Genomic DNA, 25,957 nt, shown 5'->3' on the forward strand with positions numbered 1-25,957 from the left:
ACAATCGGTCGAACACACTGCCAAGGTCCTGCGAAGGGCGTGTCCAAGACCGGATTCTCACCCTCCGGCGACCTACGTTGGTCGGGTGGAGCATTACAGCACGCGTACGCCCCGCCGCGCGGCGGCGCCATCGCCCCGCCCGGCCGCGGACGACACGTATCCGGGACGGGGCAGAAGCACGGGTCAGGGCCGGGGGCGGCCCGGCGGCGCGGCCCGGGCCCCTCGGCCCGCCGCACGCCGTACGGGACCGTCCGGAGCGGCCGCGGCGCTGCCCGCCGTCCTGCGGCGGGCCCGGGGGCTGTCCCTCCCCGATCCCCGGCTTACCGGGCTGGGCGCGGGGCTGCTGACCACGCTCACCATGCTCGGCATCGGCTGCCTGGACGCGCTGCTGCTCTCCGGCTCGCCGACCGTCTACAGCGTGCTCTTCCTGCCCGCCTGCGCGGCCTGCGGGCTGTGGGTGCGGCCCGCCGATCTGCTGGCGGCGCCGGTGACGGCGCCGCTGGCGTATACGGTCGGGCTGCTGCCGATCAACGAGGGCTCGGCGGGCTTCAGCGGACAGGCGGTGGGGGTGTTCACCGCACTGTCGCTGCAGGCCGGCTGGCTCTACGCGGGGACGCTGCTGACGGTGGTGATCGTGCTCGTACGGCGGGCCGTACTGGTCATCCGGCGTCGCCGGCAGCAGCGGCCGCGGCCATCCCGGCACCCACGATCCCCGCGTTGTTCTGAAGCTGCGCCGGCACGATCTCGGCCCTGACGCCCTCGATCAGCGGCAGGAACTTGTCCGCCTTACGGCTCACCCCGCCGCCCAGCACGAAGAGCTCGGGAGAGAAGAGCATCTCCAGGTGCTGGAGGTACTTCTGCACCCGGCGCGCCCAGTGCGACCAGCTGAGGTCGTGGTCGTCCTTGACCTTGGTCGAGGCCCGCTTCTCCGCCTCGTGGCCGTCCAGCTCCAGATGGCCCAGCTCGGTGTTGGTGAGCAGATGCCCGTCGGTGAAGACCGCGCTGCCGATGCCGGTGCCGAGGGTGAGCACGATCACGGTGCCCTTGACGCCGCGGGCGGCGCCGAACGTCACCTCCGCGACCCCTGCCGCGTCCGCGTCGTTCAGCACCGTGACCGGGCAGTCCAGCCGCTCGGCGAGGCGCGACGCCAGATCGGTGCCGATCCAGCTCTTGTCGACATTCGCGGCGGTAAGGGTGACACCGTCCTTCACCACGCCCGGGAAGGTCACCCCGACCGGCCGCCCGGACCAGTCGAAGTGCCGGACGACCTCCACCACACCGTCCAGGACCGCCTCGGGCGTGGACGGATGCGGGGTGAGCACCTTATGGCGCTCTTCGGCGAGCTCACCCCGGTCCAGGTCCACCGGGGCGCCCTTGATGCCCGAACCGCCGATGTCGATGCCGAACACCTTCGCCGCGGACGCCCCCGTGTCCCCCTGGCCGTACGTCACCGCTGCGACCCCTCGGGCCGGCTGGCGGCGGCCTCGGCCCGCAGGTCCCGGCGCAGCTCCTTGGGCAGCGAGAAGGTCAGCGACTCCTGCATGGGCTGGACGACCTCGACATCGCCGAAGCCGCGCTCGGCCAGCCACTCCAGGACACCCTCGACGAGCACGTCCGGAACGGAGGCGCCCGAGGTCACGCCGACCGTGGTGACGCCCTCCAGCCATGCCTCGTCGATCTCACTCGCGTAGTCGACCAGATGGCCCGCCTTGGCGCCCGCGCCGAGGGCGACCTCCACCAGCCGCACCGAGTTGGAGGAGTTCTTGGAGCCGACCACGATCACCAGGTCGGACTCGGCGGCCACCTGCTTGATGGCGGTCTGACGGTTCTGCGTGGCGTAGCAGATGTCGTCGCTGGGCGGGCTGATGAGCTGCGGGAAGCGCTCCTTGAGCGCGTCCACGGTCTCCATGGTCTCGTCGACCGAGAGGGTGGTCTGGGAGAGCCAGACGACCTTGGACTCGTCCCGCACCTCGACGTTCTTCACATCGTCGGGGCCGTCGACCAGGGTGATGTGCTCGGGGGCCTCACCGCTGGTGCCGATGACCTCTTCATGGCCTTCATGGCCGATCAGGAGGATGTCGTAGTCCTCCTTGGCGAACCGGACTGCTTCCTTGTGGACCTTGGTGACCAGGGGACAGGTGGCGTCGACGGTGGCCAGCCTGCGGGCGGCGGCCTCCTCGTGGACCACCGGCGCGACACCGTGCGCCGAGAAGATCACGATGGAGCCCTCGGGTACCTCCTCCGTCTCGTCGACGAAGATGGCGCCCTTCTTCTCCAGGGTCTGGACGACGTACTTGTTGTGGACGATCTCCTTGCGCACATAGATCGGCGCGCCGTACTGCTCCAGGGCCTTCTCGACGGCGATCACGGCACGGTCGACACCGGCACAGTAGCCACGGGGGGCCGCGAGCAGGACCCGGCGGGCGGAGGTTGCAGTCATGACCCCATGGTAGGGGCGATGACCGCGAGGTCTGCCGGTTGGTGGGGCGATGACCCCGCCGCTGTCGGTGGTGGCCGATACCCTCGCGGTCATGGCTGTCAACACGTCCGCGGAGGCGCCGATCCCGGTCGGCGAGGTGTCCCGGCTGATCGGGGGCTGGATCGACCGGCTCGGCGCGGTCTGGGTCGAGGGGCAGATCACCCAGCTGTCCCGGCGCCCGGGCGCCGGTGTGGTGTTCCTGACCCTGCGCGATCCCAGTTACGACATCTCGCTGACCGTCACCTGCTTCCGTGCCGTCTTCGACAAGATCGCGGACACGGTCACCGAGGGCGCGCGGGTCGTGGTGCACGCCAAGCCGGAGTGGTACGCGCCGCGGGGCCAGCTGTCCCTGCGGGCCGCCGAGATCCGCCCGGTGGGCGTGGGCGAACTGCTCGCGCGGCTGGAGCAGTTGAAAAAGGCGCTGGCGGCGGAGGGGCTGTTCGCTGCCGACCGCAAGAAGGCGCTGCCGTTTCTGCCGCAGCTGATAGGGCTGGTCTGCGGGCGCGCCTCGGCCGCCGAGCGCGATGTGCTGGAGAACGCGCGGCTGCGCTGGCCCGCCGTCCGCTTCGAGGTGCGCAATGTGGCCGTGCAGGGGGTGCACGCGGTGCCGCAGGTGATCGAGGCCGTCAAGGAGCTCGACGCGCTGCCGGAGGTGGATGTGATCGTGGTGGCGCGCGGCGGCGGCAGCGTGGAGGACCTGCTGCCGTTCTCGGACGAGCAGCTGGTCCGGGCGGTGGCCGCGTGCCGTACGCCGGTGGTCTCCGCGATCGGCCATGAGCCGGACTCGCCGCTGCTGGACCTGGTCGCCGATCTGCGCGCCTCCACGCCCACGGACGCGGCGAAGAAGACCGTGCCCGATGTGGGCGAGGAGCTGATGCGCGTCCAGCAGCTGCGGGAGCGCGCGCTGCGCAGTGTGCACGGGCTGCTGGACCGGGAGGAGCGGGGGCTGGCCGCCGCGCTGGCCCGGCCGTGCATGCGGGAGCCGCACCGCATGGTGGACGAGCGCGAGGAGCGGATCACGGCGGTGCTGGAGCGCGCCCGCCGCTGCCTGGGCCATCTGCTGGACCGGGCCGACTCCGAGCTGACCCACACCCAGGCGCGGGTGGTGGCGCTCTCCCCCGCCGCGACGCTGCGCCGCGGTTATGCGGTGCTCCAGCACCCCGACGGCTCGGTGGTGCGGGCGGCCGAGGAGGTCGCGGAGGGCGAGGAGCTGCGGGCGCGGGTCTCCGAGGGTGAGTTCCGGGTGCGGGTCGCTGTCGGACCCGCTGAATAGGGTGAGGGGTATGGCGAAGACGGACGAGCAGACCGGGCAGGCCGGGCAGACGGACGGGCAGGCCGGGCAGAGCGCGCGGGCGGAGACCACGCTCGGCTATGAGCAGGCGCGGGACGAGCTGGTCGAGGTGGTCCGCCGCCTGGAGGCGGGCGGCACCAGCCTGGAGGAGTCGCTGGCGCTGTGGGAGCGCGGCGAGGAGCTGGCGAAGGTCTGCCGCCACTGGCTGGAGGGCGCGAGGGCCCGGCTGGACGCGGCGCTGGCGGAAGACGAGGCCGCCGAGGCCGCCGAAGGCGCCGAGGAAGCGGAAAGCGCCGGGGAGGGCTGACCGCCCACCGTCCGGCGCCCGCCGCCGAACGATTGCGGTCGGCGTTGCTCGCCGCCGGTCGACCGCCGCACTCGGTCGAGCCGTGCATCGAGGGCGCGGAAAGCCCCGCCGAGGGCTGACCGGCCACCGCTCATCGCTCACCGCCGACCGACCGCGCTCGACCGGCGCTCGGCGTCGACCCGCCACCCCTGGCGTTGCTCGCCGCCGGTCAGCCGCCGCACTCGGCCGACCCGTCCATCGAGGGCACGGAAAGCCCCGCCGAGGGCTGACCGGCCACCGCTCATCGCTCACCGCCGACCGACCGCGCTCCACCAGCGCTCGGCGTCGACCCGCCCCCCTGGCGTTGCTCGCCGCCGGTCAGCCGCCGCACTCGGTCGGGCTGTCCGCCGAGAGCACGGAAAGCCCCACCGAGGGCTGACCGGCCACCATCGGGTCGACCGCCGCCGACCGGCCGCGGTCGGCGCTGCTCGCCGCCGACCGGCCGCGCTCCACCGGCGCTCGGCGTCGACCCGCCGCCGTCGGCCTTGACCCCCATCGACCGGCAGCACTCGGCCGCGCCCTGCCGCCGTCGACGCGGCGGGAGGCCGCGTTGATCGGGCGCCGCCCATCAACGGCACCCGATCCACCGCGCTCGACCGGCTCCGCCGGTCTTCGCGCTGTGATTCAGAGCACCTTCCCCACCCCACGCCACCCTTTTTAGTTGAACATTAATCTAAGCGCCGTACAGTGGAACCCGTCAGCGATATCCCCGCTTATGCAGAGGTTTCTTCCATGGCACTCGTTCTCGACCCCGCCGCCCAGGACCTGCTCTTCCGCGAGGCCCGCACTGCCAACACCTTCACCGATGAGCCGGTGACCGAGGAGCAGGTGCAGGCGATCTACGACCTGATCAAGTACGCGCCGACCGCGTTCAACCAGTCGCCGCTGCGTATCGTGCTGGTCCGCTCGCCCGAGGCCCGTGAGCGGCTGGTCCAGCACATGGCCGAGGGCAACCAGCCCAAGACCTCCACCGCCCCGCTGGTCGCGATCCTCGCCGCGGACAACGAGTTCCACGAGGAGCTGCCCGCGCTCTTCCCGCACTTCCCGCAGGCCAAGGACGTCTTCTTCGCCGAGCGTGCCTCCCGTGAGCAGGCCGCGGCGCTCAATGCCTCGCTGCAGGCCGGTTACTTCATCCTGGGCATCCGCGCCGCCGGTCTCGCAGCCGGCCCGATGACCGGTTTCGACCCGGCCGGGGTCCAGAAGGAGTTCCTGGACGAGGACCACACCCCGCTGATGGTCATCAACATCGGCAAGCCGGGCGAGGACGCCTGGTTCCCCCGTGGCCCCCGCCTGGACTACGACGACGTCATCACCACGGTCTGATCGACTGCTCGACCGCGCTCGGTCACGCTTGATCACTCACGGGCCCTGGGCCCGGACCCCCGGTCCGGGCCAAGGGCCCCGGCCGTCACGGGGGCCGTCCGTCTCACTCAGCCCTTCTTCTCGGTGAGCGTCTCGGCCATCTCCGTCAGCTGCCCGTACGACGCCGTCCCGGTGACCACCGTGGTCACGCCCGGCTCCTTGCGTACCAGCGCGTCGTATTTGTCGCCGTCGTAGCGGACCCAGTCCTTGCCGTCGATCCGCTGCGTCCGCTTGGTCTCGCGCGCCTGCTGGGTGACCTCTTCCACGAATGGCACGGGCTTGCCGTCGCTCTGCTCGACCGCGATGTACTCCTCGTTCTGGTCGAGGAAGCCGAGGTGCCAGAGCGCGCCGTCCTGCGCGGCGGCCGGGCGGTAGGTCACCGACGTCGCGCGCCAGCCCTTGGGCAGGCTCCCGGGCTCGGGGGCGGCCACCGGGTACGGGGCGGCGCGGCGGGCCGTGGCCAGCTCCACGCGGTAGTTCACCGTCTTCACCCCGGCGCCCTTGGGGCCCTCGTCATGCGGGATACCGAAGAGGTAGATGGCCGCCGCGACGACGCCGATCGCCGCCAGCGACAGCACCATGTCCCGGACCGTCTCTTTGCCACGCATACCTGCCACGCCCCCTATCGTCCCTCATCGGGTCGCCGCATCTCGCAACAGGGCCGCGCTCATGCGTGGGGCTATCTGCTCACTTAGCCAATCAGCGGATAAAGTCATGAACACCCTCACCCTCCTGATCCCCTTGCGGGGCGGAGGGGCCCTCACGGTCCGTCGCCGTACAGAAAGGTGCGCTCCGATGACCGAGCATCATCTCCCTTCCCAGCTCGAGGTCAGCCCCGAGGCTCCCGATCGCAACCTCGCCCTGGAACTCGTCCGGGTCACCGAGGCGGGTGCCATGGCCTCCGGACGCTGGGTGGGCCGCGGCGACAAGAACGGCGCCGACGGCGCCGCCGTCAAGGCCATGCGCTCCCTCGTGCACACCGTCTCGATGAACGGCGTCGTCGTCATCGGAGAGGGGGAGAAGGACGAGGCGCCGATGCTCTTCAACGGTGAGCGCGTGGGCGACGGCACCGGCCCGGAGTGCGACGTGGCCGTGGACCCGGTGGACGGCACCACGCTCACCGCGAAGGGCATGGCCAACGCCGTCTCCGTGCTCGCGGTCGCCGAGCGCGGCACCATGTTCGACCCGTCGGCCGTCTTCTACATGGACAAGCTGGTCACCGGCCCCGACGCCGCCGAGTTCGTCGACATCACCGCGCCCCCCGGCGTGAACATCCGCCGGATCGCCAAGGCGAAGAAGTCCAGCCCCGAGGACGTCACCGTGGTGGTCCTGGACCGCCCCCGCCACGAGGGCATCGTCAAGGAGATCCGGGAGGCGGGCGCCCGGATCAAGTTCATCTCCGACGGCGATGTGGCCGGCGCGATCATGGCCGCCCGCGAGAGCACCGGTGTGGATCTGCTGCTGGGCGTCGGCGGCACGCCGGAGGGCATCATCGCGGCCTGTGCGATCAAGTGCCTCGGCGGCACCATCCAGGCCAAGCTGTGGCCCAAGGACGACGAGGAGCGGCAGCGCGCCCTCGACGCGGGCCATGACCTCGACCAGGTCCTGGAGACAGACGACCTGGTCAGCGGCGACAACGTGTTCTTCGTCGCGACCGGGATCACCGACGGGGATCTGCTGCGCGGGGTGCGGTACCGCGCGGAGACCGCCACCACCCAGTCGCTGGTCATGCGGTCCAAGTCCGGGACGATCCGGCAGATCGACTCCACCCACCGGCTGGCCAAGCTGCGCGCCTACGCCTCGGTCGACTTCGAACGGCCGAGCTGAGCGAGGTAACGGCGGCGTTCAGCCAACGGCGGCGTTCAGCCGACGCCGCATGACAGACCCCGCATGACAGACCCCGCATGACAGACCCCGCATGACAGACCCCGCATGACGGACGCCGCAAGACAAGGGCCGCATGACAAGGGCCGGGCCCCGCCTCCCGGCGGCGCCCGGCCCAGGTCCCGAAGAGTTCAGCCGGCGGCGGCGACCCGCACCGCGCGCTGCAGCTCCGCCTCCCGGCGCCGGCGGCGGGCCAGCACGACCCGGCGCTCGGCCGCGGTCAGCCCGCCCCACACTCCGTACGGCTCGGGCTGCAGCAGTGCGTGCTCCCGGCACTCGACCATGACCGGGCAGCGCGCGCAGACGCGCTTGGCGGCCTCCTCCCGCGACAGCCTGGCAGCCGTGGGCTCCTTGGAGGGAGCGAAGAACAGCCCGGCCTCGTCCCGTCGGCACACCGCCTCCGAGTGCCAGGGGCCGGCCTGATCCCGCGCGGGGACGCGCTGCGGGGGCACGGCGGCTTCCAGCAGGGGCTGATGCGGTTGCAGCACGGTCTACTCCTGACGACGGCTCCGGTGGTCACCCTTGCCCGCCTCGAGGTGTACGGCCCCGTTAGCACCCCCATCAGCCGTACGAGAGACGATGCACCAAGCCTTACCCGCTGTGCGCGCGCTTATGCACACCGTTGTCCCACCCGGAACTTCCCCGTGCACACCCCTTCTTCAGGGCTTACGCTCGCAGGTTCTTGAGCCGCTTGCCCCGCTTGGGCTTGGCCTCCACACCGCCGAAGACGGCGAACCCGGTGACGTGGATCACCGGTGCGTCGGGGTCCTGCGCCTCGTACGTCGTGACGTCGAAACCGCCGAGGATGCCCGCGCCCGAACCGCGCAGCGAGACGTTCTCCGGGACCTTGATCTCCACCCCGCCGAAGGCGGCCACGACATGGATGACGATCTCCTGCTGCTCGAAGACCGCCTCGGTCAGGTCGATCTCGACGCCGCCGAAGACCGCCAGGGCGTTCGTACGGCGCCTGACCCGCCAGCGGCCCTTGCGCGTCGAACCGCCGAAGACCGCCACCAGGTTCTCCGACTCGGGGAGGGAGCGCGGCCACTCCGCCCCCGCGTCGCGCGCGGACGCGGAGGCGGCGCCGCGGGTGGGGGCGGTGGGCAGATCGCGCACCAGGGGCTCCAGCTCGCCGAGGGTCTTGGCGCGATAGACCGCGTCGATCCGCTCGGCGTGCTCCTCCGGCTGGAGCCGCCCCTCGGCGAGGGCCTCCCGCAGGATGTCCGCGATCCGGTCGCGATCCGCGTCGGACGCCCGGAGCTCCGCCTCCGTGGTCGGCGCGGGCGCGGCAGAAGCGGGCGCCGGGGCCGACTCGGCCTCGGGCGCCGGAGCGGGGGCGGATTTGGTCAAGGGCACGGGCTGCTGCTCATCCACGGGCTCAGCGTACCCAGTCGCGATAGATCGCGACTAGGGGACGATCCCTGGAGTGTCCCTGATCCTTCCCCTACCGGGCCCTGCCTCTGCTACTGAGCCCTACCTCACAGGTCTCGTCCCGCGGCCCCGTTCTACGCTTGTGGACGCGCTGTCGACGAAGTCAGCCCAAGCCCCGTCGAGTGAGGAATGGCCGCGATGCCCCCCGTCTCCCGCCCTGCCAACCCTGGTTTCGCCTATTCGGACCTGCTGCCCCTGGGAGAGGACACCACGCCGTACCGTCTGGTGACCTCCGAGGGCGTGAGCACCTTCGAGGCCGACGGGCGCACCTTCCTGAAGGTCGAGCCGGAGGCGCTGCGCAAGCTCGCGGCCGAGGCGATGCACGACATCTCGCACTATCTGCGCCCCGCCCACCTCGCCCAGCTGCGCCGCATCCTCGACGACCCCGACGCCAGCGCCAACGACCGCTTCGTCGCGCTGGACCTGCTGAAGAACGCCAACATCGCGGCGGCCGGGGTGCTCCCGATGTGCCAGGACACCGGCACGGCGATCGTCATGGGCAAGCGCGGGCAGAACGTGCTCACGCAGGGCGGCGACGAGGAGGCCCTCTCGCGCGGTGTCTACGACGCGTACACCAAGCTCAACCTGCGCTACTCCCAGATGGCCCCGCTGACCATGTGGGAGGAGAAGAACACCGGCTCCAACCTGCCCGCGCAGATCGAGCTGTACGCGACCGACGGCGGCGCCTACAAGTTCCTCTTCATGGCCAAGGGCGGCGGCTCGGCCAACAAGTCCTTCCTCTACCAGGAGACGAAGGCGGTGCTGAACGAGGCATCGATGATGAAGTTCCTGGAGCAGAAGATCCGCTCGCTGGGCACGGCCGCCTGCCCGCCGTACCACCTGGCGATCGTGGTCGGCGGCACCAGCGCCGAGTACGCGCTGAAGACCGCGAAGTACGCCTCCGCGCACTACCTGGACGAGCTGCCCACTTCAGGCTCGCCGACCGGCCACGGCTTCCGCGACAAGGAGCTGGAGGAGAAGGTCTTCGAGCTGACGCAGCAGATCGGGATCGGCGCGCAGTTCGGCGGCAAGTACTTCTGCCATGACGTGCGGGTCGTACGGCTGCCGCGGCACGGCGCCTCCTGCCCGGTCGCGATCGCGGTCTCGTGCTCCGCCGACCGCCAGGCACTCGCCAAGATCACGCCGGAGGGCGTCTTCCTGGAGCAGCTGGAGACCGACCCGGCGCGGTTCCTGCCGGAGACGACGGACGAGGAGCTGGTCAAGGGCGCGGGCCCGGACCTGGACGCGGTCGCCGTCGACCTGGACCGGCCGATGGACGAGGTGCTGGCCGAGCTGACCAAGCACCCGGTCAAGACCCGGCTCTCGCTGACCGGCACGCTGGTGGTCGCCCGGGACATCGCCCACGCGAAGATCAAGGAGCGGCTGGACGCGGGCGAGGAGATGCCGGAGTACCTGAAGAACCACCCGGTCTACTACGCGGGCCCGGCCAAGACCCCCGAGGGCTATGCCTCGGGCTCCTTCGGGCCCACGACGGCGGGCCGGATGGACGCGTACGTCGAGCAGTTCCAGGCGGCGGGCGGCTCGAAGGTCATGCTGGCCAAGGGCAACCGCTCCAAGCAGGTCACCGACGCGTGTGCCGCGCACGGCGGCTTCTACCTGGGCTCGATCGGCGGCCCGGCGGCCCGGCTGGCCCAGGACTGCATCAAGAAGGTCGAGGTCCTCGAGTACGAGGAGCTGGGCATGGAGGCGGTCTGGAGGATCGAGGTCGAGGACTTCCCGGCGTTCATCGTGGTGGACGACAAGGGGAACGACTTCTTCCAGGACCCGGCGCCCCAGCCGACGTTCACCAGCATCCCGGTCCGGGGTCCTGGGCTGGCGTAACGCCTTCGGGGCGGCGGGGGACGGATGCGCCCCCGCCGCCCCTGCCCGTCCAAGTCCAACGGCCGCGTCCAACGGCCGCCTCCAACGGCCGCGCGTTCGGTCAGCCCCTCAGCGCCGCCTCGAAGGCGCCGGGGCGCTGGGTGACGCCGCTGCAGCGGGTGTTGGGGACGACGCTCGCGGTCGGCTCGGGGGCCGCGGCGCCTGCCGTGGGGGCGGTCGGGGTGGCGGACTGGGTCATCTCCGAGGTGCACGGCTGGTCCCGTTCGGCGGACCACATCGACAGCCGTCCGATCCCCTTCTCCGCGGCGAACCGCGCCAGACCGGACGCGTCCTCCAGCGTGAAGGTCTCGCCCGTGACGTCGTTGACCCCGATCATCGGCGTCACGGCGAGGATCTTCCAGGCGGCGGCGTCGGACATGCCGAACACCTCGCGGATCCGGGCCTGGGCGGCGGTGGCCGCCTGGACGGCGTAGTCGCCCATGTCGCCGGTGTGGTCGCCGCTGTAGTTCATCGCCATGATGTTGACGCCCGAGAGGATGACCCCCTCCTGTTTGGCGGCCTCCAGCTGGGCGACGCCCTGCGGGGTCAGCCCGTCCGGCATGGCGGGCAGGGTGAAGGAGATGTTCAGGCCCTCGTGGGTGCGCTGGATGAGCGCGAGCGCCTGGGCGCGGCGGGCGGTCGCCTCGGCGTTGGCGAGCGACTCGCCCTCGAGATCGAAGTCGATCCTGGTGGCCTGGTAACGCTCGATCACCTCGGCATAGGCGGAGGCGAGTTCGGGGACGTCGGTGCAGACGGTGGCGAGTTCCGTGCCCTCGGCGCCGCCGAAGGAGATCCGTACGTCGCCACCGGCCCGGCGGACGCCCTCGATCCGGGCCTCCAGCCCCTGGTCCTCCAGCGAGGTGCCGCCGTCCCACACCGGGGCGCAGCCGTCGCCCGCGACGACGAAGCCCAGCGAGAACTCCTTGACCCCGCGCGACGCCGCGGCGGCCATGTCGTACCCCGCGTCCGACCAGGCGTTGACGTACGGCACGAACTCGGCGGGCGGGCGCGCCGCGGGGGGCTGTGACGCCCGGGGCTGTGAGGGCGCGGCGTGCGGCTCGGGCGACTGCTTCTGGTGTCCCGCCCATACGGCGATGGTGGCGCAGACCACCGCGCCGGCCACGGCGATTCCGCTCATGCGGGGGCTGGCCCTCATGGCTCTGGCTCCTCCTTGTGGTCCGGTACGAGGCGCCGGGGGCCTGCGCCGCCCGTGCCGTTCTCCCCGTCAAACCTCGCATATTCGGTGAAGCCTACTGAACTATGACACACCGCATGTTTGACTTATATGTCGCATGTCGTATTTTCTGCATTAGCCTCTTCCGTATGGATCCTCAGTCAGATGTGGCCGAGCGCGCGCCTTCGCGTCCCCTCCGCGCTGACGTGGCCCGGAAGGGGCCCGTGTTCGTGGACCTGTCCGGGCGCCGTGGCCGACTGGTACGACATGTGGGCGTCCTCGCGGGAGCCGCCTGCCTCGGCTATTCGGCGGTCCTGGGGTTGGGCTACGCGGGCGGTACGCCGTTCGCGCCGCAGACGCTGATCCCCGGGCATCCCGTCTCCACCGAGGCGTTGGGCCGGGGGCCGAAGCACACCCCCGAGGGGCGTTCGGGACCCTCCGAGTCGCAAGAGCGGCGTGACGCGCACGCCTACGGCTACGAGGACGAGTACGGGGACGGCGGGTACGGGCCGACCCACCGTCAGCACCGGCGCGAGCGGCACGCCTCGGGGCGCCCGGAGCACCGGAACGCCCGGGAGGCCGTCGCCCTGCCCCCCATCACCACCCGGCCACGGCCCGCGCCTCCGCGGCCCGACCCGCCCAAGGCCCTCCGCGCGGCGCAGCGGCACTCCCCCGCGCACCACCGCCCCGGCGGCCGCCAGTCCGCCGCGGGGCACCGGTCCGCCGCGGGGCACCGGTCCGGCAAGCACCACAAGGCCGGCCACACGCCGTCACATCCGGTCGGCCACTCGCCGGGCAAGCGGCCCACGGGCGCGTCGCACGGCCCGTCGAAGCAGCACCCCGCGGGCGCCGAGCCACCCGCCAAGGGCTCCGGCCACTCGCAGGCCCCCGGCCACACCACCCGGCCCGGCCACGCCGCGTCCCCCCAGAAGCCCCAGTCCCAGAAGCCCCCGCAGGCCGATACGCCCAAGCCCCCCAAGGGGCCCGCCGGAGGCGGCACCCCGGCCGACGAGCCGGGTACCCCGCAGGCCGAGGACGAGGCGTCATGAGCGGCGGCAGACCGCCGAGGCTGCCGCGGCCGCGCCGCCGGCTCCCCGCACCCCGTCAGGACGGCGCGCCCCGTACGGTGTTCCGGCTGACAGGTCCCGGCCGCCGCGCCGCGCGCCGCGCGAGCGGGCCGGGGGCCAGGGGCAGACTCAGGCTCACCAGCAGGCTCGAGCCCACCGGCTGGCTCAGGAGCCGGCTCCGTACCGTCAAGCTGCGCAAGCTCCGCACCCGCACCCGGATGGCGCTCGCCCTCGCGACCCTGCTCGCGCTGGTGTGCACCCTGCTGCTGGACGGCTATCTGCACGCCGAGGTCGGCAACGACGCCCGGGTGTACCGCTCACACGCCTCGCGCACCGTCCCCGACCGGCTGCGCAAGGGCGGTCCGGTGATCACCTTCGACCACCGGGGAAAGGCCACCGAGCACGCCATCCCGTCCAAGACCATCGCGCTGACCTTCGACGACGGCCCGGACCCGCGCTGGACCCCGGAGATCCTCGACGTGCTGCGCCGCCACAAGGTGCGGGGGACCTTCTTCGTGCTGGGCCAGATGGTGATCCGCCATCCGGAGCTGGTCCGCCGGATGCGGGCCGCGGGCCATGAGGTCGGGGTGCACACCTTCTCCCATGTCGACCTGTCGTACCAGGACAAGGGGCGCATGGACCGCGAACTGGCCCAGTCCCAGCTGGCCCTGGCCGGTGCGGCGTCCATCACCAGCTCGCTGTTCCGCGCGCCGTACGCCTCCAAGGTCCGCGCGCTGGACGACCGCACCTGGCCGGTGCAGCAGCACATCGGCTCCAAGGGCTACATCAGCGCCTTCGTGGACACCGACAGCGAGGACTGGCAGCGGCCCCCGGTGAAGGAGATCGTCCAGAACGCCACCCCCGAGGGCAGGAAGGGCGCGTCGGTGCTCTTCCACGACGCGGGCGGCAACCGCGCCCGCACCGTGCGGGCCCTGTCGCTCTACATCGAGCGGATGAAGAAGAAGGGCTACTCCTTCACCACGGTCACCGGCGCGCTCGGCGCCCACAGCGCCAACCACCCGGCCCGCACCCTGCCGGTCTGGGAGGGCCGGGCGCTGATCTGGGCGGCCGCGGTCAGCCACAGCGCACTGCCGTTCCTTATGGGGCTGCTGGGCCTGGTGGGCTTCTCGGTGATCGGGCGGCTGCTGCTGATGGTGGTCCTCGCCTGGTGGCACCGGCGCTCCCGGGAGCGGCGGCGCTGGAGCCGGGTGCAGGAGGTCACCGATCCGGTGAGCGTGATCGTGCCCGCGTACAACGAGAAGGAGTGCATCGCCAACACCCTGAGTTCGCTGTCCGCCTCCACCCACCCGATCGAGATCCTGGTCGTGGACGACGGCTCCACCGACGGCACCGCCGATATCGCCGAGGCGATGGGGCTGCCCAACGTACGGGTGCTGCGCCAGGCCAACGCGGGCAAGCCCGCGGCCCTCAACCGGGGCATCGCCCATGCTCGCCACGAGCTGATCGTGATGATGGACGGCGACACGGTCTTCGAGCCCACCACCATCCGGGAGCTGGTGCGCCCGTTCGCCGACTCGCGGGTGGGCGCGGTCGCGGGCAACGCCAAGGTCGGCAACCGGGGCCGGATGATCGGCGCCTGGCAGCACATCGAGTATGTGATGGGCTTCAACCTCGACCGGCGGATGTACGACCTGCTGCGCTGCATGCCCACCATCCCCGGCGCGATCGGCGCCTTCCGCCGCCGGGCACTGCTGGAGGCCGGGGGCATGAGCGCGGACACCCTGGCCGAGGACACCGACATCACCATCGCCCTGCACCGAGCGGGCTGGCGGGTGGTCTACCAGGAGCACGCCCGCGCCTGGACCGAGGCGCCCAGCTCCCTCGGCCAGCTGTGGAAGCAGCGCTACCGCTGGTCCTACGGGACCATGCAGGCGCTGTGGAAGCACCGCCGCTCGCTGATCGACCGGGGGCCATCGGGGCGGTTCGGGCGGGTGGGGATGCCGCTGGTGGTGCTCTTCCAGATCCTCACCCCGCTGTGCGCGCCGCTGATCGACCTGTTCACGTTGTACGGGGTGATCTTCGTGGACCCGGTGCGGTCGCTCGCGGCGTGGGGCGCGCTGCTGCTGGTGCAGCTGCTGGGCGCGGCGTACGCGTTCCGGCTGGACCGGGAGAACTACCGGGCACTGGCCGTACTGCCGTTGCAGCAGATCGCCTACCGCCAGTTGATGTATCTGGTGCTGCTGCACTCCTGCGTCACCGCGGCCACCGGTGCCCTGCTGCCGTGGCAGAAGCTCAAGCGCACCGGCGAGGTGGACACCCCGCGGGCGCCCGAGGCCGTACGGTGACCGGGCTCACCCGTTCGGCTCAGCGGGCGCGGGAACACGGTGTGGCGTGAAGACGCTGTCCTGGACGGAGGTGTCCCCATGACCGACGAGAGCCACCGCGACGACAGCCCCCAGGAGGGCTACCGCATCGAGCACGACTCGATGGGAGAGGTCAGGGTGCCCGCACACGCCAAGTGGCGCGCCCAGACCCAGCGGGCGGTGGAGAACTTCCCCGTCAGCGGGCAGCGCCTGGAGCGGGCGCACATCCAGGCGCTGGCCCGGATCAAGGGCGCGGCCGCCCTGGTCAACGCCGAGCTGGGGGTGGTGGACAAGGACATCGCGGGGGCGATCTCGGAGGCGGCGGCCGAGGTCGCCGAGGGCCGCTGGGACGACCACTTCCCGGTGGACGTCTTCCAGACCGGCTCCGGCACCTCGTCCAACATGAACACCAACGAGGTGCTGGCCACCCTGGCGAGCGAGCGCCTGGGCCGCCCGGTGCACCCCAATGACCACGTCAACGCCAGCCAGTCCTCCAACGACGTCTTCCCCTCGTCCATCCACATCGCGGCCACCGCGGCCGTCACCGGTGATCTGATCCCGGCCCTGGCCCAGCTGGCGGAGGCGCTGGAGCGCAAGGCCGCCGAGTTCGCCGAGGTGGTCAAGGCGGGGCGGACCCATCTGATGGACGCCACTCCGGTGACCCTCGGTCAGGAGTTCGGCGGCTACGCGGCCCAGGTGCGGTACGGGATCGAGCGGCTGCGCGCCTCGCTCCCCCGGCTGGCCGAGCTGCCGCTGGGCGGTACGGCGGTGGGCACCGGGATCAACACCCCGCCCGGGTTCGCCACCGCCGTCATCGCCGAACTGACCCGCACCACCGGGCTGCCGCTGACCGAGGCCCGGGACCACTTCGAGGCGCAGGGCGCGCGGGACGGGCTGGTCGAGACGTCCGGGCAGCTGCGGACCATCGCGGTCGGCCTCACCAAGATCGCCAACGATCTGCGCTGGATGGCGTCCGGCCCGCGCACCGGGCTCGCCGAGATCGCGCTGCCCGATCTCCAGCCCGGCTCGTCGATCATGCCGGGGAAGGTGAATCCGGTGATCCCCGAGGCCACGCTGATGGTCGCGGCGCAGGTCACCGGCAATGACGCCACCGTCGCCACGGCCGGGGCCGCCGGGAACTTCGAGCTCAATGTGATGCTCCCGGTGATCGCCAAGAATCTGCTGGAGTCGATCCGGCTGCTGACCAATGTCTCCCGGCTGCTCGCGGACCGCACCATCGACGGGATCACCGCCAACGCCGAGCGGGCCCGGGAGTACGCGGAGTCCTCGCCGTCCGTCGTCACCCCGCTCAACCGCTACCTCGGCTACGAGGAGGCGGCGAAGGTGGCCAAGCGGTCGCTGGCGGAGCGCAAGACGATCCGCGAGGTGGTGCTGGAGTCCGGCTATGTGGAGCGGGGGCTGCTGACGCTGGACCAGCTGGACGAGGCCCTTGACGTCCTGCGTATGACACATCCTTAGCCGGGCGTTGGCCCCCGGTTGCGTCATAGGTCACGGCATCGCGGCCCGCGCGCACCTAAGATCTGCTCATGACAGCGGACACCGTGGAGACGACAGGGACGGCGGACATCGCCCGGTGGGCACCGGGCGACCATATTCTGTGGCGCTATCGGGCCAACGCCTCCGACCTCATCCACATCTGCCGTCCCGTGACCGTCGTCGAGGACACCGCGGAGCTGCTCGCCGTCTGGCTCGCCCCCGGCACCGTCTGCGTCAAGCCGCAGCTCACCGACGGCACCTCGGTGCACCACGAGCCGCTGTCCACCCGGTACACCAAGCCGCGGACCACCGCGCGGTCCCAGTGGTTCGGCACCGGTGTGCTGAAGCTGGCCCGGCCCGGCGAGCCGTGGTCGGTGTGGCTGTTCTGGGACCAGGGCTGGCAGTTCCGGAACTGGTACGTGAACCTGGAGGAGCCGCTGGTCCGCTGGGTCCACGGAGTGGACTCCGAGGACCACTTCCTGGACATCGCGGTCTACGCCGACCGCAGCTGGGAATGGAAGGACGAGGACGAGTTCGCGCAGGCGCAGCGGGCCGGGCTGATGGGTCCCGAGCAGGCGGAGCGGGTCCGGGCCGCGGGGCGGGCGGCCGCGGCGACCATCGAGTCCTGGGGAGCGCCCTTCCGGGACGGGTGGGAGAACTGGCGGCCCGACCCCGCGTGGTCCGTGCCCGCTCTTCCGGCGGACTGGGGCCGTACGGACAAGAAGCACACCTCGGCACACTCGAGGTCATGAACCTCTTGTCGTGTCCCAGTGTTTCAAACGTAGGATCGTCGTCCGGAACACTGCCCATGCGGGACACCAGACGCCGGCGCAAGTCACGGGCGATGCGCAAGATCTGACGTAATGTCACAGGAGGGGCGGAGTCGTGAGCGGTGAGGACGAGCACGGGGACGGCTACGAGGGCTACGAGGACTTCGACCGCCTCGCGCTGGACCGCAGCGGTCAGGCGGAAGCCTTCGACCACATCGGCGACCGCTACGACGACGCCTTTCCGCACAAGGAAGGCCAGATCGACGCCGGCCGCTGGCTGGCCGAGACGCTTCCGCCCGGCTCCCGGGTGCTCGACGTCGGCTGCGGTACGGGCCTGCCCACGGCCCGTCAGCTGGTCGACGCGGGGCACGAGGTGGTCGGGATCGATATCTCCCCGGGGATGCTCAAGCTGGCCCGGGACAATGTTCCGGAGGCCACCTTCCACCATGTGGACATCGTCGATCTGCGGGTGGGCGGCCGGTACGGCCCCGGAGGTCCCCGGGAGCTCGGCCCGTTCGACGGCATCGCCGCCTACTTCACGCTGCTGCTGCTGCCCCGCCCGGAGATCCCGTACGCACTGCGAACCCTGTACGCCGCACTCAGATCAGGGGGGCTGCTGGGGCTGGGCATGGTGGAGGCGGACATCGACGACTTCCCCATTCCGTTCCTCGGCAACTCGGTCCGGGTATCCGGTTATCTGCGGGACGAGCTGCGCCAGGCCGTTCGCGATGCGGGCTTCGAGATCGCCGGGGAGGACTCGCACGCGTACGCCCCGGCCAGCACGGACGTACCACCCGAGATCCAGCTCTATCTGAACTGCCGACGACGTGCCTGACACTCGGTGCGCCCACGAGACGCGGGCGCACGGCCCCGGACGGATGGAAACCCACGCGTGACGGAGCACCCCACCTCCCACAGCAGGCGGCAGGCGGCCACCTCTGCCGCCGCCCCGGGCGCGGCCGCGCCCGACGACGCGCACGGCGCGGTCCCGGACCCGCGGACCGCCGTGCGGCAGACGGCTGCCCCCGGCCAGGAGCCGGGCGACGGCCGCCCGCGTCCGGCCTGCCCCACGGACGGGCCCGCGGGCCCGGCGGCCCACGACGGACCCCCGGGTCCGGCCGGGGAGCCCGCGCCCCGCGCCAGAGGGCGCGGCGCCGCCCCCGAGCGCGGCGAGGGCGCCGACCCGACGGGGCCCGCGCGCCGTGGCCGCGGCAGAAGCGGCGCGGACGGCGCGGACGGGCGGGGGAGCGCCGCCGCGGCGCGCGGTGGTGGAGGCAGGGAGCGCCGGAACACGGCGGAGAGCGAGCACCCGGCGCAGCCGGAGCACGGCACACCGGAGGGCGAGCCTGTGTGGGACGCGGATCGCAATGCCGCAAGAGGCGCGTCGCGCCGGCCGGGGGCGAACGGCGGCACCGGCCCCGACGAGCAGCCCCCGGCCGCCCAGGGCGACGGACGCGGCCGGGGAGCGGCGCGCCGGGGCGCCGGCGCGGGCGAGCATCCGGAGCGGCCCGGCGAGGCCCATGCGGCGGCCGGGTCCGGCGCGGCCCATGCGGCTGGCGCCACGGCGGGGGAGGTCGCCTACAGCACGCCGGAGGGCGGAGTGCCCACCGTGCCCGGAGTGCCCACCGTGCCGCCCGCGAGCGGCACCGCCGCCGCCGAGGCGGCCACCGCGCGGGACCGGGGCGGCGACCGGCTGCGGTTCGTGGGGGCCGCTACGCGCCGGATCGCCCGGGGCATCGACCTGGACGAGATCGTGCTGGGCCTGTGCCGGGCCACCGTGCCCACCTTCGCCGACGCGATCCTGGTCTATCTGCGCGATCCGCTGCCGGTCGGCGACGAGCGCCCGGTCGGCCCGGTGGTGCTGCGGCTGCGCCGCACCGACCGGATCCCGCTGGACCCGGACACCGACAACGGCCGGCTGTCCCTGCTGCCCTCCCAGCCGGATCTGTCGCCCGCCGTGGGCGGCGGCCCGGCCGCCGAGCTGTGCGAGGTGGAGGCGGGCGGTCCGCTGGCCGAGGTGCTGCGCGGGGTGCGGCCGGTGTTCGGCGACTCGCAGGCAGCCCGCGCCGCGCTGCCGGAACTGCTCGGCGAGGGGCCGTCGGTGGCGACCGGTCAGCGCACCGTGCTGGCGCCGCTGCGCGGCCGCCGCCGGGTGATCGGCGCGGCCGTGTTCGTACGCCGCCCCGACCGGCCGCCGTTCGAACCCGACGATCTGCTGGTGGCGGCCCAGCTGGCCACCCACACCGCGCTCGGCGTCGACAAGGCCGTGCTGTACGGGCGCGAGGTGTACATCGCGGACGAGCTCCAGCGCACCATGCTGCCCGACTCGCTGCCGCAGCCCACCGGCGTCCGGCTGGCCAGCCGCTATCTGCCCGCCGCCGAGACCGCGCGGGTCGGCGGCGACTGGTACGACGCGATCCCGCTGCCGGGAAACCGGGTGGCGCTGGTGGTCGGCGATGTGATGGGCCATTCGATGACCTCCGCCGCGATCATGGGCCAGCTGCGCACCACCGCGCAGACCCTCGCCGGGCTCGACCTGCCGCCCGAGGAGGTGCTGCACCACCTGGACGAGCAGGCCCAGCGGCTGGGCACCGACCGCATGGCCACCTGCCTGTACGCGGTCTACGACCCGGTCGCGCACCGCATCGTGGTGGCCAACGCGGGCCATCCGCCGCCGCTCCTGCTGCACCGGGGCGGCCGCGCCGAGGTGCTGCGGGTGCCGCCGGGAGCGCCGATCGGGGTCGGCGGCGTCGACTTCGAGGCGGTCGAGCTGGACGCGCCCGCCGGGGCCACCCTGATGCTCTACACCGACGGGCTGGTCGAGTCGCGGATGCGCGATGTGTGGACCGGGATCGAGCAGCTTCGGGAGCGGCTGACCGCCACCGCCCGGCTCACCGGCCCCAACCCACCGCCGCTGGAGCCGCTGTGCGACGAGGTGCTGGACATGCTCGGCCCCGGCGACCGCGACGACGACGTGGCGCTGCTCGCGGCCCGGTTCGAGGGCATCGCGCCCAGCGATGTCGCGTACTGGTTCCTGGACCCCAAGGCGCAGACCGCCGGGCAGGCGCGCCGGCTGGCCCGCCGGGCGCTGGCCCGCTGGGACCTCGACGATCTGACGGACGCGGTGGAGCTGCTGGTCAGCGAGGTGGTGACCAACGCGGTGCGCTACGCGGAGCGGCCCATCACCCTGCGGCTGCTGCGCACGGACGTCCTGCGCTGCGAGGTCGGCGACGATGTGCCGCAGCTGCCCCGGCTGCGCCAGGCCCGGCCGTCCGACGAGGGCGGGCGTGGGCTGTATCTGGTGAACCGGATGGCGCGGCGCTGGGGCGCGACCCGGCTGTCCACGGGCAAGGTCGTCTGGTTCGAGCTCGCGATGCCGTCCTGAGCCGCCCCGCCCGTCGCGCCGGGTCCTGCGCCGTACGGTTCAGGACCCGGCGCGGAGGTACGCCACGACCATGTCGCCGACCATCCGGCGGTAGTGGGCGCGGCGCCCCGGGTCCAGGGGGTCGCGGCCGAAGAGGATGCCGAAGGTGTGCTGGTTGGCCACCGGGAAGACGGCGAATGAGCTGATCATCATGTGGACGTCGACGGCGTCGGCGTCGTCCCGGAACAAGCCCTGCTCACGGCCGCGGGCGAGGATCCCGGAGATCAGGTCGATCACCGGTGTGCCGGCCTTGGCCAGCGTCTCGGACTTGGCCAGGTGCTCGGCCCGGTGGATGTTCTCGATGGACACCAGCCGGATGAAGTCGGCGTGTTCGGTGTGGTGTTCGAAGGTCAGCTCGGCCAGGTGCCGGATGGCCTCGGCGGGGTCCAGACCGGTGACGTCCACGGCCTGTTCGGCCTCGCGGATGCCGGTGTAGGCGCGCTCCAGGACCTTGATGTAGAGCTGCTCCTTGCCACCGAAGTAGTAATAGATCATCCGCTTGGTGGTGCGGGTGAGGGCGGCTATCTCGTCGACGCGGGCCCCGGCGTAGCCGCGTTCGGCGAATTCGCGGGTGGCGACGTCCAGGATCTCGGCCTGGGTGCGGACGGCGTCGCGGAGGCGGCTGTTCTTCGGCGGCTGATCGCTCATGCTGGGGCCACTCTACGTCCAGGGGGTTCACAAGATGGCGGTCCTGGGCCTTTACTGTCCACGCTACTAACGAACCAGTTCGTACATTAGCCGGGAAGGCGGGAGGTCGCCGGTATGCGCGGCAGTGAGCGGCAGTCACGCGGGTCGCGGGAGGGCCGGAAGGGGCGGGAGTCCTGTCTGGTGGGGCTGATCGGCTCCGGCGTGGGCCCCTCGCTCTCCCCCGCCCTCCACCAGCGCGAGGCCGACCGCCACGGGCTGCGGTATCTCTACCGCCTGATCGACATCGATCCGCTGGGGCTCGGCCCGGACGGGGTGGGCGAGCTGGTGCGGGCCGCCGCCCGGCTGGGCTTCGACGGGCTCAACATCACCCACCCCTGCAAGCAGACGGTGATCGAGCACCTCGACGGGCTGTCGGAGGACGCCGCGCTGCTCGGCGCGGTCAACACGGTGGTGTTCGGCGAGGACGGCCGGGCCATCGGCCACAACACCGACTGGTCCGGCTTCGCCCGCTCCTTCGCCCGCGGTCTGCCCGACGCACCCACCGGCGAGATCGTGCTACTCGGCGCGGGCGGAGCGGGCGCCGCCGTCGCCCACGCCCTGCTGACCGTCGGCGCCGACCGGCTGACGCTGGCCGACACCGACCCGGCGCGGGCCGCCGGGCTCGCCGGGACGCTGGCGACACGGTTCGGCGCCGCCCGGGTCCGTACCGTGCCCCCCGGCGGGCTCCCGGCGGCCCTCGAGTGCGCCGACGGGCTGGTGCACGCCACCCCCACCGGAATGGCCGCCCACCCCGGGCTGCCGCTGCCCGCGGAGCTGCTGCGGGCCGGGCTGTGGGTCGCCGAGGTGGTCTACCGCCCGCTGGAGACCCCGCTGCTGGCAGCCGCCCGCGCGGCCGGCTGCCGCACCCTGGACGGGGGCGGCATGGCCGTCTTCCAGGCCGCCGACGCCTTCCGCCTCTTCACCGGCCGCGAACCCGACGCGACACGGATGCTCACCGACCTCTCCGACCTGCTCGAGCTCCCCGCCGGAGGCTGATCATGCGCAAGTCCATCGCCACCGTGTGCCTCAGCGGCACCCTCGAGGAAAAGCTCACCGCCATCGCCGCCGCCGGTTTCGACGGGGTCGAGATCTTCGAGAACGACCTGCTGGCCAGCCCCCTGTCACCGGAACAGGTCCGGGACCGCGCCGCCGAACTCGGCCTCACCATCGACCTCTTCCAGCCGTTCCGCGACGTCGAGGCCGTGCCCGAGGACCTTTTGGCCCGCACGCTGCGCCGGGCCGAGAAGAAGTTCGCGGTCATGGAGCGGCTCGGGGCGGATCTGATGCTGGTGTGCTCCAGCGTCTCCCCCGCCGCCCTCGACGACGACGCCCTCGCCGCCGAGCAGCTGCGGCTGCTGGCCGAGCGGGCCGCCGCCCACGGCATCCGCATCGCCTATGAGGCGCTGGCCTGGGGGCGGCATGTGAACACCTATGACCACGCCTGGCGGATCGTCCGGCAGGCCGACCACCCGGCGCTCGGCACCTGCCTGGACAGCTTCCACATCCTCTCGCGCGGCTCGGACCCCAAGGGCATCGAGGAGATCCCCGGCGAGAAGATCTTCTTCCTCCAGCTCGCCGACGCCCCGCTGATGGCCATGGACGTCCTCCAGTGGAGCCGCCACTACCGCTGCTTCCCCGGCCAGGGCGGCCTCGACGTGGCCGGGCTGCTGGAGCACGTGCTGCGGACCGGCTACGACGGGCCGCTGTCCCTGGAGGTCTTCAACGACGTCTTCCGGCAGGGCGATACGGCCCGCACCGCCGTGGACGCGCTGCGCTCGCTGATCGCCCTGGAGGAGGCCGCGGGCCGCACCGATCTGCCCGCCCCCGTCGTCCCCACCGGCTTCGCCTTCGCCGAGCTGGCTTCCACCGGCCCCGAGCTGCCCGCGCTGCTGACCGAGCTGGGCTTCGCCCGCACCGGCCGCCACCACTCCAAGCCCGTGGAACTCTGGGAGCAGGGCGACGCCCGGATCGTCCTCAACTCCGGCCTCGACAACTCCGGCCTCGACGCCGCCACCGGGCACCTGGAACCGGCGCTCGCCGCCATCGGCCTGGAGACCCCCGACCCGGCCGCCTCCGCGGGCCGGGCGCGGGCCCTGCTCGCCCCCGTCCTGCCGCGCCACCGGGCGGTGGCGGACGCCCCGCTGGACGCGGTCGCCGCGCCCGACTCCACCGAGCTCTACTTCTGCCGCACCGAACACCCCGACCACCCCAGCTGGACCGGCGACTTCACCCCGCGCGCCGCCTCCGCCTCCCCCGCCGGGATCACCCATATCGACCATGTGGCGCTCACCCAGCCCCGGCACCACTTCGACGAGGCGTCGCTGTTCTACCGCGCCGTCCTGGGGCTGCGGCCGCACGAGTCCCTGGAACTGGCCGATCCGTACGGGCTGCTGCGCAGCCGGGCCGTCTCAGGCGCCGACGGCTCGGTGCGGCTCGCGCTCAACGTGGCCCAGATCCGCCCGGATTCGGGGCCGTCCGGCTCGCTGTGGCAGCACATCGCGCTGCACAGCCGGGACATCGTCGCCACCGCACGCCGGCTGCGGGAACGCGGCGCGCCTCTGCTGCCCATCCCCGACAACTACTACGACGACCTCGAAGCGCGCCATGAGCTCGACCCCGGACTCCATCGCACCCTGCGGGAACTCGGCCTGCTCTACGACCGGGACGACAGCGGCACATTCCTGCACCTGTACACGGCCACCGTCGGCCGGGTCTTCTTCGAGATCGTCCAGCGGATCGACGGCTACCAGGGCTATGGCGCGGCCAACGCGCCCGTACGCCTGGCCGCCCAGCACGCCCGCACCCGCTGAATCCCCTTCCCCCGTCCGGATACGGCCTCGCCGTCCCCCGAGGAGCCGCCATGTCGTCAGCGTCGTCGACACCGTCCGCCCAGCGCCCGTCCCCCACCGCCGCCCCGCCCGACTGTCTCGATCTGCCCGATCCACCACCGCTGCGCACGATGATCGGCCCGGGGGTCGTCGCCGTCGGGATCGGCATGGCGGCGGGCGAGATCATCCTCTGGCCGTATCTGACCTCGGTCGGCGGGCTCGGACTGCTGTGGCTCGCGGTGGTGACCCTGGCCATCCAGACGGTGATCAACCTGGAGATCGAGCGCTACACCCTGGCCACCGGGCAGACCGTGGTCGCCGGATTCTCCCGCTGGTCCACGGCGTGGGGCATCCTGATCTGCCTGGCCGGGGCGTTCCAGTACGTCTGGCCGGGCTGGGCCACCTCCGGATCGACCGTGCTCACCTATCTGGCCGGCGGCGGCGATGTCGTCTGGATCACCGTGGGCTCGCTGGTGGGCTTCGGGGTGGTGCTGACCGTCTCACCGGTGGTCTACCGCACGATCGAGAAGGTCGAGCTGGTCAAGGTCATCCTGACGCTGTTCTTCCTCGCCGTCGTCGCCGTCGCCGTCATCGGCTGGCACACCTGGACCACGGCGGGCGAGAAGACCGTCACCGGCGCCGGCCGGATCCCGGACGGCATCACCTTCACCATGATCCTCAGCGCGCTGGGCGCCGCCGGGGCGGGCGGGGTGCACAACCTGGTGCTCAGCAACTGGATCCGGGACAAGGGCTACGGTATGGGCGCCCATGTCCCCAAGCTGGTCTCCCCGATCACCGGCCAATCGGAGGCGTCGGGCGCCGACCGCTACGCCTTTCCGCAGGACGAGGCCAATCTGGCCCGCTGGCGGGTGTGGTGGCGGCGGGCCAACACCGAGCACATCGTGTCGTTCTTCGTGATCTGCCTGGTGACGATCGGGCTGATGAGCATGCTCGCGTACGAAACCCTCTTCGGGCGCGACGATGTGGAGAACAGCCCGGAGTTCCTGCGGCTCCAGGGCGATCTGCTGGGGCAGCAGGTGGGCGACTGGCTCAAGATCCTGTTCTTCGCGGTGGCCACGGTCTCGCTCTGGGCCGCCTCGATCGGGCTGCTCGACATCATCGGACGGGTGGTCAGCGACTTCGCCAAGCGCAACTACCTGCGGGATTCGGCCTTCTGGACCGAGGGCCGGCTGTACTTCGCGGTGGTGTGGGCCGAGGTCGCCATCGGCTCGGCGATCCTGCTGTCCGGGGTGAACCAGCCGATCGTGCTGCTGACCATCTCCACCTGCACCGCCTCCCTCGTCACCCTCGTCTACACGGCGCTGCTGATCCGGCTCAACCGCCGCGATCTGCCGGCCGCCATACGGCTGCGGGGGCCGCGGCTGGGCATGATGCTGCTGGCCATCGGCTTCTACGGCTTCTTCGCCCTCGCGATGCTGAAGAGCCAGATCGAGGCGAACTTCTGACGGCCGTACGGGTGCGGTACGGGGCGGGCGTGCCGAGTGGCACGCC

At 72.2% G+C, this 25,957-nt stretch carries 22 protein-coding genes; 15 read left to right on the forward strand and 7 right to left on the reverse strand.

Annotation, left to right across the window (positions count from 1 at the left end; translation table 11 throughout):
- Nucleotides 1-85 precede the first annotated feature (85 nt).
- Nucleotides 86-754 carry a DUF6542 domain-containing protein gene (locus GWI24_RS02085; protein WP_210944162.1) on the forward strand — a complete coding sequence of 223 codons (669 nt, stop codon included), beginning with the start codon at nucleotides 86-88 and terminating at the stop codon, nucleotides 752-754.
- Here the strand turns inward: GWI24_RS02085 and ppgK are convergent.
- Nucleotides 660-1,451: a polyphosphate--glucose phosphotransferase gene (gene ppgK / locus GWI24_RS02090; protein WP_210944163.1), complete on the reverse strand. Its 792-nt coding sequence runs from the start codon at nucleotides 1,449-1,451 to the stop codon at nucleotides 660-662. The genes GWI24_RS02085 and ppgK overlap by 95 nt on opposite strands.
- A complete protein-coding gene (locus GWI24_RS02095; RefSeq protein WP_210944164.1) occupies nucleotides 1,448-2,440 on the reverse strand; it encodes a 4-hydroxy-3-methylbut-2-enyl diphosphate reductase in 993 nt (330 codons plus the stop codon). Before GWI24_RS02095 ends, ppgK begins: the two co-directional genes overlap by 4 nt.
- Nucleotides 2,441-2,531: 91 nt before the next feature.
- Between GWI24_RS02095 and xseA the strand changes: the two genes are divergently transcribed.
- From xseA to GWI24_RS02110, 3 genes are all read left to right on the forward strand, one after another.
- Complete coding sequence (gene xseA / locus GWI24_RS02100) at nucleotides 2,532-3,752, forward strand: exodeoxyribonuclease VII large subunit (protein WP_210944165.1); 1,221 nt, start codon at nucleotides 2,532-2,534, stop codon at nucleotides 3,750-3,752.
- Nucleotides 3,753-3,762: 10 nt separating this feature from the next.
- Nucleotides 3,763-4,077: an exodeoxyribonuclease VII small subunit gene (locus GWI24_RS02105; RefSeq protein ID WP_210944166.1), complete on the forward strand. Its 315-nt coding sequence runs from the start codon at nucleotides 3,763-3,765 to the stop codon at nucleotides 4,075-4,077.
- Nucleotides 4,078-4,848: 771 nt separating this feature from the next.
- Nucleotides 4,849-5,439 carry a malonic semialdehyde reductase gene (locus GWI24_RS02110; protein WP_210944167.1) on the forward strand — a complete coding sequence of 197 codons (591 nt, stop codon included), beginning with the start codon at nucleotides 4,849-4,851 and terminating at the stop codon, nucleotides 5,437-5,439.
- 107 nt (nucleotides 5,440-5,546) lie between these two features.
- Here the strand turns inward: GWI24_RS02110 and GWI24_RS02115 are convergent, their stop codons facing one another.
- On the reverse strand, nucleotides 5,547-6,086 hold the full coding sequence (locus GWI24_RS02115; RefSeq protein WP_210944199.1) for a DUF4245 domain-containing protein: 540 nt from the start codon (nucleotides 6,084-6,086) through the stop codon (nucleotides 5,547-5,549).
- A gap of 187 nt (nucleotides 6,087-6,273) precedes the next feature.
- Between GWI24_RS02115 and glpX the strand changes: the two genes are divergently transcribed.
- Nucleotides 6,274-7,305, forward strand: coding sequence for a class II fructose-bisphosphatase (gene glpX / locus GWI24_RS02120; RefSeq protein ID WP_020868721.1), 1,032 nt, complete (start codon nucleotides 6,274-6,276; stop codon nucleotides 7,303-7,305).
- A 188-nt stretch (nucleotides 7,306-7,493) separates the two neighbouring features.
- On the opposite strand, the gene GWI24_RS02125 is transcribed toward glpX, so the two are convergent.
- Together GWI24_RS02125 and GWI24_RS02130 are read right to left on the reverse strand one after the other, a co-directional pair.
- Entirely contained in the window at nucleotides 7,494-7,850 is a 357-nt protein-coding gene (locus GWI24_RS02125; RefSeq protein ID WP_020868722.1) for a WhiB family transcriptional regulator, read from the reverse strand.
- A gap of 178 nt (nucleotides 7,851-8,028) precedes the next feature.
- Nucleotides 8,029-8,736: a DUF1707 domain-containing protein gene (locus GWI24_RS02130; RefSeq protein ID WP_210944168.1), complete on the reverse strand. Its 708-nt coding sequence runs from the start codon at nucleotides 8,734-8,736 to the stop codon at nucleotides 8,029-8,031.
- A 195-nt stretch (nucleotides 8,737-8,931) separates the two neighbouring features.
- Between GWI24_RS02130 and GWI24_RS02135 the strand changes: the two genes are divergently transcribed.
- Nucleotides 8,932-10,635: a fumarate hydratase gene (locus tag GWI24_RS02135; protein ID WP_210944169.1), complete on the forward strand. Its 1,704-nt coding sequence runs from the start codon at nucleotides 8,932-8,934 to the stop codon at nucleotides 10,633-10,635.
- 100 nt (nucleotides 10,636-10,735) lie between these two features.
- Here GWI24_RS02135 and GWI24_RS02140 read toward each other — a convergent pair whose 3' ends face one another.
- Complete coding sequence (locus GWI24_RS02140) at nucleotides 10,736-11,830, reverse strand: chitinase (protein WP_210944170.1); 1,095 nt, start codon at nucleotides 11,828-11,830, stop codon at nucleotides 10,736-10,738.
- 167 nt (nucleotides 11,831-11,997) lie between these two features.
- Here GWI24_RS02140 and GWI24_RS02145 point away from each other — a divergent pair, with 167 nt between their 5' ends.
- The 6 genes from GWI24_RS02145 (at nucleotide 11,998) to GWI24_RS02170 (ending at nucleotide 20,891) form a co-directional block, all read left to right on the forward strand.
- Nucleotides 11,998-12,897 carry a hypothetical protein gene (locus tag GWI24_RS02145; RefSeq protein WP_210944171.1) on the forward strand — a complete coding sequence of 300 codons (900 nt, stop codon included), beginning with the start codon at nucleotides 11,998-12,000 and terminating at the stop codon, nucleotides 12,895-12,897.
- Complete coding sequence (locus GWI24_RS02150; protein WP_210944172.1) at nucleotides 12,894-15,221, forward strand: bifunctional polysaccharide deacetylase/glycosyltransferase family 2 protein; 2,328 nt, start codon at nucleotides 12,894-12,896, stop codon at nucleotides 15,219-15,221. Before GWI24_RS02145 ends, GWI24_RS02150 begins: the two co-directional genes overlap by 4 nt.
- A 78-nt stretch (nucleotides 15,222-15,299) precedes the next feature.
- Nucleotides 15,300-16,718: an aspartate ammonia-lyase gene (locus GWI24_RS02155; protein WP_210944173.1), complete on the forward strand. Its 1,419-nt coding sequence runs from the start codon at nucleotides 15,300-15,302 to the stop codon at nucleotides 16,716-16,718.
- A gap of 68 nt (nucleotides 16,719-16,786) precedes the next feature.
- Entirely contained in the window at nucleotides 16,787-17,488 is a 702-nt protein-coding gene (locus GWI24_RS02160; RefSeq protein ID WP_210944174.1) for a DUF402 domain-containing protein, read from the forward strand.
- A gap of 133 nt (nucleotides 17,489-17,621) precedes the next feature.
- A complete protein-coding gene (locus GWI24_RS02165; protein ID WP_210944175.1) occupies nucleotides 17,622-18,341 on the forward strand; it encodes a bifunctional 2-polyprenyl-6-hydroxyphenol methylase/3-demethylubiquinol 3-O-methyltransferase UbiG in 720 nt (239 codons plus the stop codon).
- 57 nt (nucleotides 18,342-18,398) lie between these two features.
- Nucleotides 18,399-20,891 carry a SpoIIE family protein phosphatase gene (locus GWI24_RS02170; RefSeq protein WP_210944176.1) on the forward strand — a complete coding sequence of 831 codons (2,493 nt, stop codon included), beginning with the start codon at nucleotides 18,399-18,401 and terminating at the stop codon, nucleotides 20,889-20,891.
- 39 nt (nucleotides 20,892-20,930) lie between these two features.
- Here the strand turns inward: GWI24_RS02170 and GWI24_RS02175 are convergent, their stop codons facing one another.
- Complete coding sequence (locus tag GWI24_RS02175) at nucleotides 20,931-21,578, reverse strand: TetR/AcrR family transcriptional regulator (protein WP_210944177.1); 648 nt, start codon at nucleotides 21,576-21,578, stop codon at nucleotides 20,931-20,933.
- Between the two features lie 114 nt (nucleotides 21,579-21,692).
- Here GWI24_RS02175 and GWI24_RS02180 point away from each other — a divergent pair, with 114 nt between their 5' ends.
- The 3 genes from GWI24_RS02180 to GWI24_RS02190 are packed head-to-tail and all read left to right on the forward strand — an operon-like array spanning nucleotide 21,693 to nucleotide 25,911.
- Nucleotides 21,693-22,613: a shikimate dehydrogenase gene (locus GWI24_RS02180; protein WP_210944178.1), complete on the forward strand. Its 921-nt coding sequence runs from the start codon at nucleotides 21,693-21,695 to the stop codon at nucleotides 22,611-22,613.
- A 2-nt stretch (nucleotides 22,614-22,615) separates the two neighbouring features.
- The gene (locus tag GWI24_RS02185; protein WP_210944179.1) at nucleotides 22,616-24,427 is read left to right on the forward strand and encodes a bifunctional sugar phosphate isomerase/epimerase/4-hydroxyphenylpyruvate dioxygenase family protein; all 1,812 of its coding nucleotides are present in this window, start codon (nucleotides 22,616-22,618) and stop codon (nucleotides 24,425-24,427) included.
- A gap of 50 nt (nucleotides 24,428-24,477) precedes the next feature.
- Nucleotides 24,478-25,911, forward strand: coding sequence for an Nramp family divalent metal transporter (locus tag GWI24_RS02190; protein WP_210944180.1), 1,434 nt, complete (start codon nucleotides 24,478-24,480; stop codon nucleotides 25,909-25,911).
- The last annotated feature ends 46 nt before the right edge of the window (nucleotides 25,912-25,957 follow it).

Source organism: Streptomyces sp. MK37H, assembly GCF_018035285.1.
Lineage (GTDB): Bacteria > Actinomycetota > Actinomycetes > Streptomycetales > Streptomycetaceae > Streptomyces > Streptomyces endocoffeicus.